This is a genomic window from Streptomyces sp. SAS_281 (assembly GCF_052542855.1).
Genome location: NZ_JBMNDO010000099.1, coordinates 1 through 15,967 on the forward strand (window position 1 = coordinate 1; position 15,967 = coordinate 15,967).

7 protein-coding genes are annotated in these 15,967 nt (G+C 74.7%); all 7 read left to right on the forward strand.

Going from position 1 to position 15,967, the window contains the following annotated elements; translation table 11 throughout:
- Positions 1-734: phosphopantetheine-binding protein (locus tag ACN6LM_RS28780; protein WP_445068304.1), on the forward strand; the 734-nt coding region annotated here is incomplete at its 5' end.
- Complete coding sequence (locus ACN6LM_RS28785) at positions 731-1,513, forward strand: thioesterase II family protein (protein ID WP_445068305.1); 783 nt, start codon at positions 731-733, stop codon at positions 1,511-1,513. The genes ACN6LM_RS28780 and ACN6LM_RS28785, both read left to right, overlap by 4 nt.
- 48 nt (positions 1,514-1,561) lie before the next feature.
- Positions 1,562-2,599, forward strand: a complete 1,038-nt coding sequence (locus ACN6LM_RS28790) for a TauD/TfdA family dioxygenase (RefSeq protein ID WP_445068306.1) — start codon at positions 1,562-1,564, stop codon at positions 2,597-2,599.
- A gap of 8 nt (positions 2,600-2,607) precedes the next feature.
- On the forward strand, positions 2,608-4,434 hold the full coding sequence (locus ACN6LM_RS28795; RefSeq protein WP_445068307.1) for a non-ribosomal peptide synthetase: 1,827 nt from the start codon (positions 2,608-2,610) through the stop codon (positions 4,432-4,434).
- A gap of 62 nt (positions 4,435-4,496) precedes the next feature.
- Positions 4,497-8,315, forward strand: coding sequence for a condensation domain-containing protein (locus tag ACN6LM_RS28800; protein WP_445068308.1), 3,819 nt, complete (start codon positions 4,497-4,499; stop codon positions 8,313-8,315).
- Positions 8,316-8,487: 172 nt separating this feature from the next.
- Complete coding sequence (locus tag ACN6LM_RS28805; protein WP_445068309.1) at positions 8,488-15,591, forward strand: amino acid adenylation domain-containing protein; 7,104 nt, start codon at positions 8,488-8,490, stop codon at positions 15,589-15,591.
- A complete protein-coding gene (locus ACN6LM_RS28810; RefSeq protein WP_445068310.1) occupies positions 15,588-15,803 on the forward strand; it encodes an MbtH family protein in 216 nt (71 codons plus the stop codon). The genes ACN6LM_RS28805 and ACN6LM_RS28810 overlap by 4 nt, the downstream gene beginning before the upstream one ends.
- Positions 15,804-15,967 lie beyond the last annotated feature (164 nt).

A 15,967-nucleotide genomic window follows, 5' to 3' on the forward strand; every position in this document is an offset into this window, starting at 1 on the left:
TCAACCGCCCCGACCTCACCGCAACCACCTTCACCCCCAACCCCTACGGCCAACCCGGCACCCGCCTCTACCGCACCGGCGACCTCGCCCACTTCGACCGGAGCGGCCACCTCCACTACCACGGGCGCGCCGACAACCAGGTCAAGATCCGGGGCTTCCGCATCGAACCCGCCGAGGTGGAGGCCGCGCTCCTCACCCACCCGGGCATCACCCAGGCCACGGTCACCACTCACCGCCGCCTCCTCGCCGCCTACGTGGTCACCGACACCGGGACGGCCACGGAGGACATCCGCCGCCACCTCACCGCCCGCCTGCCCGAGCACATGGTCCCCACCCACCTCACCGTCCTCGACCGCCTCCCCCTCACCCCCAACGGCAAGATCGACCGACGCGCCCTCCCCGAACCGGCCGCCGTCACCTCCCAGGGCCGCGCCCCGCGCAACCCGCTGGAGGAGACCCTGACCGGCCTCTTCGCCCGCACGCTGGGGGCCGAGCAAGCGCTGAGCATCGATGACGACTTCTTCCACCACGGCGGCCACTCCCTCCTGGGCGCCCGCCTCACCAACCACATCGCGGTCTCCCTGGACGTCCGGCTCACCGTCCGCGACGTCTTCGAGCACCCGACACCGGCCCGGCTCGCCGAGCACATCACCGCGCTGAAGTCCGCGCCGGCCGCCAAGAAGGCCAGGCCCACCCTCCGCCGTCGTACCGAGACAGAACGGATCAGCTCATGACCTCCGTGTCCCCCGCCCCCGAAGACGTCGTCTGGGACCTTCCCGGTACCGGCCCGCACCGCCTGTCGCTGCTGGTGCTGCCGCACGCCGGGGGCAACGCCCACGCCTACGGCGGCTGGCGCGAGCACCTGCCGGCCGATGTGCGGCTGCTGATCGGTCAGTACCCCGGCCGCGGCGCCCGCTACTGCGAGGACCTGCCGCTGTCCGTGGACGACCTGGCACAGCCCGTGGTGGACTCGCTGCCCGCCGACACCGGCGAGCTGGTGGTCCTGGGCCACAGCATGGGGTCACTGGTCGCCTTCGAGGTGGTACGCGCCCTGCGGGCCGCCGGCCGCACGCCGCGGTTGCTGATCGCGTCCGCGTGCCGGGCGCCGGTGCTGCCGAACCAGTGCCCGGTGCACCCGGAACGGCTGGACGACGACGAGCTGGTCGCTGCCATCAAGGAGCGCGGCGGCACCGACGACGGCATCCTCGACGACCCGGAGCTGCGGGAGATCGTCCTGCCGTCCATCCGGGCCGACTTCGCGATCGACGACGCCTACCGGTGCACTGCCCCGGACGCCCGGCTCGACTGCCCGGTGTCCGTGTTCGGCGGGTCCGAGGACCGGATCGTACCGGTGGACCTGCTCGCCGGCTGGTCGCGGGTGACGGGCCACGAGGTGGTGCCGCAGCTGCTGCCCGGCGACCACTTCTACTTCCAGCAGGACCTGCCGGGCTTCTTCGCCCGCCTGAACCCGGTCCTGGACGCCGTTCGCGACTCCGCCGCCGCGTCCGCGTAACCACCCACCCGACTTCGTTCGAAGCAAGCCGAGGAAGAGGAACCCATCGTGACCGCTCTCGCCCAGCCGCCCGCCACCGCCGCCGGTATCGTCCCCGTCCGGGAGCCCGGCAAGCCGGTGATCGTCCCTACCCCGGAGTTCGGCACCATGGCGGAGGCCACCGCGTGGCTGACCACCCAGCGGTCCGCGATCCAGGCCGAGTTGCACAGATCCGGCGCGGTCATGCTGCGCGGCCTGCCCGTGCGGGACGCGGCGACGTTCGCCGAGGCGCGGGACGCGCTCGTCGCGGAGCGGGCCGGCTACAAGGAGAAGGCCACCCCGCGCACCGACTTCGGTGAGGGCGTGTTCTCGTCCACGGACCTGCCGGCCGTCCAGCCGATCCGGCTGCACAACGAGAACAGCTACACGCTGGACTTCCCCGGTGTGCTGCTCTTCGGCTGCGTCACCGCTCCCGAGACCGGTGGCGCCACGACGGTCGGTGACATGCGGGCGGCGCTCGCCAAGCTGCCGCCGGAGCTCACCGCGCGGTTCGCGGAGGCCGGCTGGCTGCTGGTGCGCAACTACTCGGACCTGGCGGGCATGCCGTGGCGCAAGGCGTTCTCCTCGGAGGACCCGGCCGGTGCCGAGGAGTACTGCGAGGCGCACGCCATCGGCTACGAGTGGCTGGACGAGGACACCCTGCGTACGCGGCAGCGGCGTTCGGCGATCATCACGCACCCGGTGACCGGTGAGCGGGTCTGGTTCAACCACTTCGCCTTCTGGAACGCCCGCAGCCTGGACGAGGACGTCCGCGAGGTGCTGGTCGAGACGTTCGGTGCGGACGGGCTGCCGTTCAACACGTACCTCGGTGACGGCACCGCCCTCACCGACGCGGAGGTGGACGCGATCAACGACGCGTACCAGGCGGTCACCGTACGGGAGACCTGGCAGGCCGGGGATGTGATGCTCGTGGACAACATCCTCTGCGCGCACGGCCGCGAGGCGTTCACCGGCGACCGGAAGATCCTCGTCGCGATGGGCGAGCCGGTGCCGCTGTCCGACTGCTCGCCCGCCTCCGCCCCCTCCACCACCCTGTACGGAAAGTGAGCCCCGCCATGACCGCCGTACTCCCCGAGCGCGCGACCGCCCCTGCCGTCCCGGCCGCCCACCCCGCCGACTGCCCCTGCGAGACGTGCGCCGCCGCCGGGACCGGCGCGGCCGACCTGATGACCCGCCTCGCGACCGTGCCCGGTGACCGCACCGCCGTGGTCGCGGGGGGCCGGGAGATGACGTTCGACCAGCTCCGCCGGCAGGCCGCCTCCTTCGCGGCCGGAATCGCCCGGACGGGCGCCGGTCCGGAGAGCGTCGTGGCGCTCTGCCTGCCGCGGGGGGCCGACCTGGTCACCGCGATCATCGGCACTCTCACGGCGGGCGCCGCCTACCTCCCCGTGGACCCGGCGCTCCCCGAGGAGCGGCGTCGGTTGCTCCTTGAGGACTCCGGCGCCGACCTGGTGGTCACCGACGGCACCGGTGTCGCGCTTCCCGGCCCCCGGGCGGTCACGGTCGGCGACCTGACCGCGCTTCCGGGCGGCTCGTTCGCGCCGGTGCCGGTGGGGCCGGGGGCACTCGCGTACGTCATCTACACCTCCGGCTCCACGGGCCGTCCCAAGGGCGTGGAGATCGCGCGCGGTTCGGCCTCGCTGCTGTTGCGGGAGCTGGAGGGCGAGGGCGCGGCGAGCGGCGAGGCGCGGCGGGTCGGGTGGAACGCGTCGCCGTCGTTCGACGCGTCGGTGCAGCAGTGGGTGCGGCTGTCGCGCGGGGACACGCTGGTGATGACGGACGAGGAGACCCGCCGCGACCCGGCCCTGCTGGCCGCGTTCATCGACGCGCAGGCGCTCACCGATCTCGACATCACCCCGTCGCACGCCGAACCGCTCCTGGACCTGCTCACCCCGGACGGCGGTCCGCGCCCGCTGACCCTGCTCGTCGGCGGCGAGGCGATCGGCCCGGCACTCTGGGACCGGCTGGCCGAGGCGCACCGGGCGGGTGTGCTGCGCGCGGTGAACGTGTACGGGCCCACCGAGTGCACGGTCGACGCGACGGCGGGCTGGATCGAGGAGCCGGGCGAGCCGCACATCGGTGCGGTGCTCCCCGGGCTGCGGATGCGGCTGCTCGACGCCCACCTGGCGCCGGTCGGGCCGGGTGAGTCCGGAGAGCTGTATCTCGCCGGGCCCCGGATCGCTCGCGGCTACCGGGGCAGCCCCTGGCTGACCGCCCAGCGTTTCGTCGCCGACCCGTTCGGCACGCCGGGGGGCCGCATGTACCGCACCGGGGACCGCTGCCGGCTGCTGCCGGACGGGCGCCTCGTGCACCTCGGACGGCTCGACGGACAGGTGAAGCTGCGCGGCCACCGCATCGAGGTGCAGGAGATCGAGGCGACCCTGAGCCGGGCGGGCGCCACCGAGGCGGCGGTGATCCTGGGCGAGGACGCCGGGGGCACCCCGTGCCTGATCGCCTACCACCGGGGTGGGGACGCCACCGCGCTGCGTGACGCCGTGGCGCGGGCGCTGCCGTCGTACATGACGCCGTCCGCGTTCGTCGCCGTCGACCGGTTCGCGACGACGCCCAGCGGCAAGCTGGACCGGTCCGCGCTGCCGGCCCGGATCGAGGCGGCCGAGGCCCCGGAGCAGGACGCCGGGCTCGACGGTCGGGCCGAGGAGCTGATCGCCCGGGTGTGGGCGCAGGTCCTGGGGGCCGCCTCGATCGGCCCCGACGACAACTTCTTCAAGCTGGGCGGCCACTCGCTGCTCGCCATCAAGCTGGTCTCCCGGGTACGTGCCGAACTCTCCGTCGCGCTGCCGGTGAAGGCGGTCTACGCGCACCCGAGGCTGCGTGACCTCGCCGCCCACATCGAGGAGTTGACGGCTGCCAAGGATGGCTGACCCCCGCCTCCGCACCGGCCCGTCCTCCCGCCCGCCCCCGTCGTCCCCGAGGAGCAGTAACCGTGATCCCCCTCTCGTACGCCCAGCACCGGCTGTGGTTCCTGAACCGTCTCGAAGGCCCGTCGGCCGCGTACAACGCGCCCGTCGTGCTGCGTCTGGAGGCCACGCCCGACCGGTCGGCCCTGGAGGCGGCCGTCCGTGACGTCGTGGACCGCCACGAAGTGCTCCGTACGGTCTACAAGGCCGTGGACGGGGAGCCGTACCAGCACATCGCCGGCGATCCCGGTGTGCGCCTGGAGGTACGGGAGTGCGGGCCGGGCGACGACGTGGACGCGCTGGTCACCGCCTTCGTTCGGCTGCCGTTCGACGTCACGTGTGATCTGCCGCTGCGGGCCCGGCTGTTCACGGGCCACGACGGATGCGCCGTGCTGGTGCTCCTGGTGCACCACATCGCGACCGACGGCTGGTCCGTCGGCTGCCTGCTCAACGACCTCGACCGCGCCTACACGGCACGGTGCGAGGGCCGCGCACCCGGGTGGGAACCCCTGCCCGTGCAGTACGCGGACTACGCGCTGTGGCAGCGGGACATGCTCGGCGACCCCGCCGATCCCGACAGCCTGGCGCACGAACAACTCGCCCACTGGCGTGCGGCTCTGGACGGCGCACCGGCCGCGACCCGGCTGCCCGCCGACCGCCCCCGCCCCGCCGAGCCGAGCCACCGGGGAGCGCTGGTCACCGCCCGCCTCTCCGCCACCGCCCACAAGGCGCTCGCCGGGACCGCCCGCGCCCACCGCGCGACGTTCTTCATGACCGCCCGGGCCGCCCTCTGCGCCGCACTGGGGGCGGCGGGGGCGGGGCCCGACGTGGTGGTGGGGACGCCCGTGGCGGGGCGGCCCGAGGAGGATCTGCACGACCTCGTCGGCTTCTTCGTCAACTCGCTCGCCCTGCGGGCCGACCTGTCCGACGACCCGGACCTCGGCACGCTGCTCGACCGGGTCCGGGAGCGGGACCTGGCCGCCATGGCCCACGAGGACCTGCCGTTCGACCTGCTCGTCGAGGACCTCAACCCGGAAAGGTCCCTCGGCCTGCACCCCTTCTTCCAGGTCATGCTGACCACGCAGACCGCGCAGGACACCACCTGCACCCTGGGCGCCGTATCCGGCACCCTCGACGCCGCGGACCTGGCCACCGCCAAGTTCGACCTGAGCTTCAACTGCGCCGAGACGTACGGCCCCGACGGCGATCCCGCCGGGGTGCTGCTCGGCCTCCAGTACGCGACCGACCTGTACGACGCGGAGACGGCGCGCCTGCTCCTCACCCTGTTCCACCGCGCGCTGACCGCGTACGCCGAACAGCCGGCCGGCACACCCCTCAGCCGGACCGGCCTGCTCACCGCCTCGGACCGCGAGGCGATCGACCGCCGTCACGAGGCCCTGACCCGGGCCGCGGAGCGGACCGCCGCCACCCAGGGCGACCCGCTCGACGGCGAGGACCGGCGCACCCCCGCCGCCGACCCGCGCGAGGAGATCCTTCGCGGCCTGTTCGCGGAGGTCCTGGGCCGGGACGAGGTCGGCCCGGACGACAGCTTCTTCAAGCTGGGCGGGCACTCGCTGCTCGCCGGGAAGCTCACCAACCGCGTCCGCAAGGCGCTCGGGGTCCAGGCCGCCATCCGTGACGTGTTCCTGGCGCCGACGCCCGCCCGGCTGCTGCGCCGGCTCGCCGAGCAGGGCGACGGCCCGGTCCGGCCGCCGCTGCGCCCGGTGCCCGCGGCCCTGCGGCCGACGCGGCTCCCGCTGTCCGCCGCTCAGCAACGGCTCTGGTTCGTCGGTCAGTTGGAGGGGCCGAGCGCCACGTACAACATCCCGGTGGTGACCCGGCTGCGCCGCCCGGTCGAGCCTGCCGCCTTCCGCGCCGCGCTCGCCGATGTCGTACGACGGCACGAGGTGCTGCGCACGGTGCACAGGTCGGCGGACGGGGAGCCGTACCAGGAGGTGCTGGCGCACGCCGAGCCCGTGCTCGACGTGGTGCGGACGGGCGGGCCGGAGGAGCTGCGGGCGGCCGTGGACGCCGCCGCCGGGTACGTGTTCGACCTCGCGGCGGAGATCCCGTTCCGGGCCTGGCTCCTGGAGGAGGCGGACGGGGGCCAGGTGCTGGTGCTGCTGGTGCACCACATCGCCGGGGACGGCTGGTCCACCGGCTGCCTGCTCACCGACCTGGACCGGGCCTACCGGGCCAGGTGCGAGGGCCGGGCGCCCGGGTGGCAGCCGCTTCCCGTCCAGTACGCCGACTACACGTTGTGGCAGCACGAGTTGCTGGACGGTGAGCACGGGGTGGCCGGTGAGCAGCTGGCGTACTGGCGTGCCGCGCTCGACGGGATGCCGCCGCTGCTGGCGCTGCCCACCGACCGGCCGAGGAGGCCGGAGCCGGACGGGCGGGGCGCGCTCGCGCGGTTCGAGGTGGGCGCCGAGACCCATCGGGCGCTGCTGCGGTGCGCCCGGGAGAACGGCGTCACCCTGTTCATGGTGGTCCAGGCCGCGCTCGCCGCGCTGCTGACGCGGCACGGGGCCGGCGAGGACCTGGCGATCGGCACCACCGTGGCGGGCCGGGGCGACGAGGCGCTGCACCCGCTCGTCGGGTTCTTCGTGAACACGCTGGTGCTGCGCACGGACACCTCGGGCGACCCGGCCTTCCGGGAGCTGGTGCGCCGGGTCCGCGACGGGGGCCTGGGCGCGTACAGCAACCAGGACCTGCCGTTCGACCGGCTCGTGGAGCACCTGAGCCCGCACCGCTCGTCCGCGCACGCGCCGCTCGTCCAGGTGATGCTTCAGGTGCACGCGGCGGGGGCGGGCGAGTCCGAGGCCACAGGGTCCGCGCTGGACGGCGAGCCGGTGGCGTTCCGGGGCGCGGGCGCCAAGTCGGACCTGACGTTCGCGCTCAGCGAGACGGTGGGCCCGGACGGGGAGCGGGCCGGGCTGCGGGGCGTGCTGGAGTACGCCACGGCGTTGTACGACGCGGAGACCGCCGCCCTGCTGGTCCGGCGCCTCGCCGAGACGCTGGAGGCGTGCGCGGCGGAGCCGGACGCACCGCTGTCCGCGTTGGGTGGCGGGGAGCCCGCGCCGGGCGGTCCGGAGGTGGTGCTCGACGCGCAGGGACGCCGGGCGCCGGTCCGGGTGCCGGGCCAGGTGCACGAGCCGGCGTCGGGCGGTGGGCTGCGCGCCACCGGGCGGCGGGCGTACCGGGGCGTGGACGGGGCACTGCGGCCCGTGGCCGTCCAGAGCGTGCACGGCTATCCGGTGGAGCCCGGGCAGGTGGAGGGGGTCCTCAACCGTCACCCCGCGGTGACCGGTGCGCGGGTCCTCGTACGGGACGGGCGGCTGCTGGCCTTCGTCACCTGCGCCCCGGGGACGCCGCCCGCCGAGAGCGCGTTGCGCGCTTGGGCCGCCGAGCGGCTGCCCGAGTACCTGGCGCCGGCCCGGGTGGTGCGGGCGGCCTGGCTGCCCGCACCGGGTGAGGTCCCGGTGGAGCTGTCCGAGGAGGACGCCGCTACGGCCTCGACCGCCGCGCCGGGGGCCGGCGGTGACGCGGACGGGCGGCTGCTCGGGATCTTCCGGGAGGTGCTGGGCGGGCGGGACGTCGGGGCGGACGACAACTTCTTCAAGTCCGGCGGGCACTCGCTGCTGGCGGTGCGTCTGCTGAACCGGATCCGCTCGGAGTTCGGCCAGGACCTGACGTTGCGCGACGTGTTCCGCAACCCGACGGCGGCGACGCTCTCCCGGCGGCTCGCCGGGGCCGTGGCCGACGCGATGGAGCCGGAGGACGCCGGGCCGGTGGCCGCCCCGGCGCTGCGGCGCCGGACCAGGGCGGGTGCCCGGCAGGGGTGAGGGCGCGGGGCGGGGGCGGGAGCGGCAGCTCTCCGCCCCCGCTTTCTGCCGCTCGGAGCTGCCGGGCGGACTGCCGAGAGGGGCGGCCGGGGGCCCCTAGCGTGAAGGGCACGGAGGCGAGAGGAACCGTTCGCCCCGGTCTCTCGGCGCCCCAGACGGAGGAAACCCCAGGATGCCCCCCATCAGAACGGACGACCTGCTCGACGGCGGCCCCTCTCCCTCGACCGCCCCGCCGGTGCTGGACCTCATCGCCCACCAGGCGCGCACCCGCCCCGACGCGGTCGCCCTGGTCCACGGCTCCGACCGGCTGACCTACGCGCGGCTCGCCGCCGCCGTGCGGGAGCGGGCGGGCGCCCTCGCCGCCGAGGGTGCGGGTCCGGGGCGGCTGGTCGCCCTCCACCGCCCCCGTGGGATCGACGCCGTCGTCGGCCTCCTCGCCGTGCTCGACACCGGCGCCGCCTATCTGCCCCTCGACATCCAGGCGCCCGACGCGCGGAACGCGGCCATCCTCCAGGACAGCTGCGGCGAATCCGCGCCCACGCCCGCCGAGGTGGCGGCCGTCGGTGAACTCGTCCTGCCCGGTCCGGGGGCACCCGCCGGTGCCGCGTACGTGATCTACACCTCCGGGTCCACGGGCACCCCCAACGGGGTCGTCGTCGCCCACGACTCGCTCGCGCACTTCATCGCGGGCGCCGTCCCCGCGTACGGCATCGGACCCGCTTCCCGGGTCCTCCAGTTCTCGCCGCTGCACTTCGACGCGAGCGTGCAGGAGGTGTTCGCCACGCTGGGCGCGGGCGGGACGCTGGTGCTGCGTACCGACGACATGCTGGACGTACGCGATCTGCTCGCCGGCTGCGCGCGGCACGGGATCACGGTGCTCGACCTGCCGGCCGCGTACTGGCACGAGCTGGTCCACGTCCTCGGCACCGGTGCGGTGCGCCTGCCCGGCTGCCTGGACACGGTGATCATCTACGGGGAGGCGGCCCTCCCGGAGCGGGTCGCCCAGTGGCGGGAGCTGTCCGGGGAGCGGGTGCGGCTGCTGAACGCGTACGGTCCCACGGAGACCACGGTGGTGGCGACGGTCGCCGACCTGACCCGGCACGGGGACGGTCCGGTGCCGATCGGCCGGCCGCTGCCCGGGGTCCGGGCGGCCGTTGTCGGCGGTGAACTGTGGCTTCTCGGGGGCGGGTTGTCGTACGGCTATCTGAGCAACCCGGAGCTGAACGCCCGCCGCTTCACCGAGCTGGACGGGGAGCGCGCCTATCGCACCGGGGACCTCGTCACGATCGGTGAGGACCGGCAGATCCTGTACCACGGGCGGCTGGACGACGAGGTGAAGATCGGCGGGCAGCGCATCGACCCCGCCGCCGTCGACTCGGTCCTGGCCTCCCATCCGAAGGTCCGGGAGGCCGCCGTCGTCGCCCAGCAGGACGCGGACGGGGTCAAGCGGCTCGTCGCGTTCGTCGTCACCGAGGGCGGGGTGGGGGCCGAGGAGCTGCGCGGCCTGGTGCGCGCGCGCATGCCCGCCGCCGCCGTGCCCGCCGCCGTGGGGATCGTCGTCGCACTGCCCCGTACCAGCTCCGGGAAGATCAACCGCAAGGCGCTGCGGACCACGGACCCGCGGCTTCCGGTCGTCCACGAGGAGCCGTTGCCCGCCGATGACCGGGTGCCGCTCTCACACGCGCAGCGCCGACTGTGGCTGCTGGACCAGCTGGACGGCCCGTCCTGCGCGTACAACATGCCGATCGTTCTGGAGCTGGACGGGGTGCCCGACCGGGCGGCGCTCGCCGCCGCCGTCACCGATCTCGCCGAGCGGCACGAGGTGCTGCGGACCGTGTTCCTGGCACCGGAGGACGAGCCGTACCAGCATGTGCTGGGCGCGTCCGCGGTGCGGGCCCGTACGGTCGAGTGCCCGGCCGGTGAGCTACGGGAACGGGTCCAGGACTTCGTCTCCGAGACGTTCGACCTGGCACGGGAACTGCCCTTGCGGGTCGCGCTGTTCGTGCCGGAGGGGGACGAGGGCCCGGCGGCGGTCCTGGCGGTGCTGCTGCACCACGTGGCGGGCGACGGCTGGTCGCTGGTCCCGCTGATGAACGACCTGGCCACCGCGTACGCCGCCCGTGCCGAGGGGCGTGCGCCGGAGCAGGAGCCGCTTCCCGTCCAGTACGCCGACTACACCCTCTGGCAGCACGACGTCCTCGGTACGGCCGACGACCCGGACTCCGCCGTGGCGCGCGGGCTCGCCCACTGGCGCGCGGAGCTGGACGGGCTGCCTGCCGTCACTGCTCTGCCGCTGGACCGGCCGCGCCCGGCCGCGCCGAATCACCGGGGCGGTGTGGTCTCCACGCGCCTCGGCCCGGACGCGCACAGCCGGCTCGCCCTGCTGGCCGACGCACACGGCGCGAGCATGCTGATGGTGATCCAGGCGGCGCTGGCCCTCGCGCTGCGGGCGGCGGGGTGCGGAGAGCGGGTCGCCGTGGGCACGCCGGTCGCGGGGCGGGACGACGAGGCGCTGGGGGCGCTCGTCGGCTTCTTCGTCAACACGCTGGTCCTGCCGACGGACACATCGGGTGACCCGGCGTTCGCCGAGCTGCTGGAGCGGGTACGGGACGCGGACCTCGCCGCCTACGAGCACCAGGGCCTCCCCTTCGACCTGCTGGTGGAGCACCTGAACCCGCCGCGCACGCCAGGGGTGCACCCGCTCTTCCAGACGATGCTGACCCTGCGCACCGCCGCCCCGGCCGACGCGCCCTTCGCGTTCGGCCCGCTCACCGGCCGCTTCCGGGCGGAGGGCCCCGCGACCACCAAGTTCGACCTGACCGCCGCGTGCGTGGAGCACCGCGCCGCCGACGGCACGCCCGCCGGCCTCGAACTCGCCCTGGAGTACGCGCGTGACGTCCTCGACGAGGACACCGCCCGCCTCCTGCTGGGCGCCCTGGAACGCGCCCTGCGCACGGCTGCCGAGCGGCCCGGGGCATCCGTCGCCGACGCCGGGCTGCTGGGCGACGAAGAGCGGCGGGCCCTCGTCGGACGCCGTGAGCGCGTCGCGGCCCTCGCCGCCCGGCAGGCCGCCGACGCCGAGGCGGCCCGGACCGGTGGCGCACCGGACGCGGAACACGTGGACACCCTGCGGGAGATGTTCGCGGAGATCCTGGGGCTGGACGGGGTCGGCCCGGACGAGGGGTTCTTCACCATCGGCGGCCACTCGATGAGCGGGGTGCGGCTCGCCAACCGGATCAGAGCCCGGCTGGGCGTCGACGTCCACGTCCGGGACCTGCTCCTCGCCCCGACCCCGGCCGCCCTGGCGCGCCGCATCGCGGAGGACCGGGGCGCCGGGGACGCGGGACCCGCGCTCGTCCGCCGCACGGAGCGGCCGGAGCGGCTGCCGCTGTCCCGGGCACAGCGCAGACTCTGGTTCATCGACGCGCTGGAAGGGCCCAGCGCCTCGTACAACATCCCGCTGGTGCTGCGCCCGGCCGAGCCACTGGACGCCGATGTGCTCGGACGCGCCTTGGCCGATCTGGTGGAGCGCCACGAGGTGCTGCGGACCCGCTGCCCCTCGGTCGACGGGGAGCCGTACCAGGAGATCGTGGCGGGCGCCCGGCCCGTGCTCGACGTGCGTACCGTGCCGGCCGGGCGGTTCCGGGCGGCGGTCGCCTCGGCCGCCGGGCACGTCTTCGACCTGGCCGGGGAACTCCCGCTGCGGGCCGCCCTGCTCACCCCGGACGTCGGCGGCGGCCAGGTCCTCGTCCTGCTCGTCCACCACATCGCCGCCGACGGCTGGTCGACGGGCCCGCTGCTCGCGGACCTGGGCGCCGCCTACGCCGCCCGCGCCGAGGGCCGCGCACCGGGCTGGGAGCCGCTTCCCGTCCAGTACGCCGACTACACGCTCTGGCAGCAGGAACTTCTCGACGGACCGGCGGCGCACGGCCACCTCGCGTTCTGGGAACGGGCCCTCGCCGGGGCGCCGCCCGTCCTCGAACTGCCCGCCGCCCGGCCCCGCCCGGCCGAGGCCACCCACCGGGGCGGCCATGCGCCGCTCGCCGTGGACGCAGCCACCCACCAGGCCCTGGAGGAGCTGGCCCGGCGCCAGGGGGCGACCCTCTTCATGGTGCTGCAAGCCGCCCTCGCCGCCGTCCTGACCCGGCACGGGGCCGGCACCGACCTGCCGCTGGCCACCATGACGGCGGGGCGCGACGACGAGGCCCTGAGCGAACTGGTCGGCTTCTTCGTCAACACGCTGGTCCTGCGCACCGACACGTCGGGTGACCCGGAGTTCACCGAGCTGCTGGGGCGGGTACGCGACACCGATCTCGCCGCCTACGCCCATCAGCGGCTCCCCTTCGACCGGATCGTGGAACACCTCAACCCGGCCCGCTCCACCGCCCACCACCCGCTGGCCCAGTTCGTCGTACAGCTCCACCACGACTACTCGGCCGACCGCGCCGAAGGCCCGCTGCTCCGGGCCGAACCCGCCCCGCTGGAAACGCTGTCCACCAAGTTCGACCTGACCCTCGCCCTGTGGGAGCGGAAGGACGAGGCGGGGCGGCCGGCCGGTCTGGCGGGCGGGCTGGAGTACGCCACCGATCTGTTCGACGCCGCCACCGCCGCGCTGCTCGCCGCCCACGTCGGGCGTCTGCTGCACGCCGTCGCCGCCGACCCCGGCGTACGGATCGGGGCGGTGGACCTGCTCACCGACGCCGAGCGGTTCCGGCTGGTCGCGGAGTACAACGACACGGCCACCGTGACCCGCGACCGGGCCCCCGTCCACGAGGCGATCGCCCGCCGGGCCGCTCGCACGCCCGGGGCGCCCGCGCTGATCACCGATGCGGGGACCGTCGGCTACGGCGAACTCGACGCGCGCGCCGACGCGCTGGCCGCCCGGCTGCAGGCGGCCGGGGTGCGCAGGGGGGACACCGTCGGGGTGCTGCTGGAACGCGGTGCGCCGCTGGTGGTCACCGCGCTCGCGGTCCTCAAGTGCGGGGCCGCCCATGTCCCGCTGGACCCCGCCCTGCCCGGGGCCCGGATCGCGCTGATGGTCCAGGACGCGGGCGTCCGCCTCGTAGCGACGGACACGGGGCGGGCGGGCACGGTGCCGGAGGAGGTCTCCGTACCGGTCCTCCTGGTCGACGCGCCCGCCGTGGACGCGCCGCCGACGGACCGCGAGGCCGTGGCGGTCGACGGGGACGACCTGATGTACGTGATGTTCACGTCCGGGTCGACCGGCCGCCCCAAGGGCGTCGGCGTCACCCATCGCAACGTGACCGAGCTGGCCGCCGACCGCGACACCACCGCCGGCGGTCCGCACCGGATGCTGGTCCACTCGGCGACCGGGTTCGACGCCTCGGTGTTCGAGATGTGGGTGCCGCTCCTCGGCGGAGGCAGTCTGGTCGTCATGCGCGGTGACGGCACCGACCTCGCGGAGACCGGCCGCGCGGTCCGCGAACACGGCGTCACCGCCGCCTACTTCACCGTGGGTCTGTTCCATGTGATGGCCGACGAGGCGCTGGACACGCTGCGGCTGCTGCGCGAGGTGTGGACGGGCGGCGACGTCGCCTCGCCCACCGCCGTGCAGCGGGTCCTGACGCACTGCCCGGACACCGTCCTCGTCCACTCCTACGGTCCCACCGAGACGACGTTCGCCTCGCACAACCAGTGGCTCACCGGTGGCCGGGGCGCGCTCGGCGCGGCCGGGCTGCACCTGGGCCGGCCCATGGACAACACCCGGAGCCATGTCCTGGACGCGGCGCTGCGGCCCGTGCCGCCGGGCGTGCCCGGCGAGCTGTACATCGCCGGTGCGCACGTGGCACGCGGGTACACCGGGCGCCCGGATCTGACGGCCGAGCGGTTCGTGCCCGACCCGTTCGAGGCGGACGGCAGCCGCATGTACCGCACCGGCGACCGGGTCGTTTGGACGCCGGAGGGCGAACTGCGGTTCCTGGGGCGGGCGGACGGCCAGGTCAAACTGCGCGGGGTCCGGATCGAGCCGGGCGAGGTGGAGCACGCGCTCGCCGCGCACCCCTCGGTCGGGCAGGCTCTCGCGGTCGTACGCGAGGACCGGCCGGGCGAGCGGAACCTCGTCGGGTACGTGGTGCCGCGCGCCGGGGCCGTGGTCACCGGGGCGGACGTCCTCGCCCTGGCCCGTACCGCGCTGCCCGCCCATCTGGTGCCTTCGGCGGTCGTCGTCCTGGACGCCGTGCCGCTGACGGTCAACGGGAAGCCGGACCGCCGGGCGCTGCCCGCGCCGGACCGGCCCGCCGTCGAGCACCGGGCGCCGCGGAACGCCCGGGAGGAGGTGCTGTGCGGGCTGTTCGCCGAGATCCTGGGCGCGCCCCGGGTCGGTCTGGACGACAACTTCTTCACGCTGGGCGGGCACTCGCTGCTCGGGGTGCGCCTGGTGAGCCGGGTGCGGTCGGTCCTCGGCATCGACCGCACCGTCCGTGACCTGTTCCGCGCCCCGACCCTGGCCGGGCTGCTGGGGGCGCAGGACCCGGACGGCACGGCCGGCGCGATGGGCGTGCTGCTCCCGCTGAACACCCGGGGCACCCGCCGTCCGCTGTTCTGCGTGCACCCGGGGACCGGGGTCGGCTGGTCGTACGCGGGCCTGGCCCGGCACCTCGGGGACGACCAGCCGCTGTACGCCCTCCAGGCCCGCGCGCTGAGCGAGCCCGGCCACCTCCCGCGCACCGTCGAGGAGATGGCCGACGACTACCTGGAACGCATCCGGCAGGTCCAGCCCTGGGGCCCGTACCGGCTGCTCGGCTGGTCCTTCGGCGGGATCGTCGCCCACACCATGGCCGTACGGCTCCGCGCGGCCGGTCAGCACGTCGAACTGCTCGCGCTGATGGACGTCCACCAGACCGGGCCGGGCAGCGTGTCGGTGCTGCCGCCGGCGGAACGGGAGGCGGCGCCCGGGAAGGACGCGCTGCCGGAGGCGGTGGACCCGGTGCTCGGCGGCTTCAGCACCGAGGAGATACGTGCGGTGCTGCGGGCCTCCGAGACCCACGCGGCCCTCATGGCGCGGCACGTGCCCGAGGTCGCGGACACCGGAGCGGTCTTCTTCACCGCCCGCCGGCCCGGCGAACCGGAAGGCGCGCTGGCCGCCACCTGGAGTCCGTATCTGACGGGCCCGGTCGAAAACCACACCGTGGAATCCACACATCTACGGATGGCCGAGGAAGAGTCTCTCGCGCACATCGGAACAGTCATCGCGGAGAAACTCTCCGCACTGCAGGAGAAAAGCCTGCGGGAAAACGAAACGAGGAGTTATTCATGAGCGACATCGCGAACCCCTTCGACGACGCCGAGGGCTCCTTCCACGTCGTGGTGAACGACGAGGGCCAGCACTCCCTGTGGCCGGCCTTCGCCGATGTCCCGGCAGGCTGGGAGGGTGTCTGGGGGCCGGGTAACCGCTCCGAGGCCCTGGAGTACATCACCGCGCACTGGACCGACATCCGCCCCCGGAGCCTGGTCGCCCAGTACACCTGACCGGCCGCCGCACCCGTGCCGTGTCCCCGCAGCTCCTGCGGGGACACGGCATTTCCGTATGTCCGCCGGCCTCCTTTTCGGGAAACGCGGAAAAGGGAAACTGCCGCCCGTTGCTGCCGCTCGACTTCCGCTCCGACTTCCGCCCGGAAAGCCTTTGGACAAAT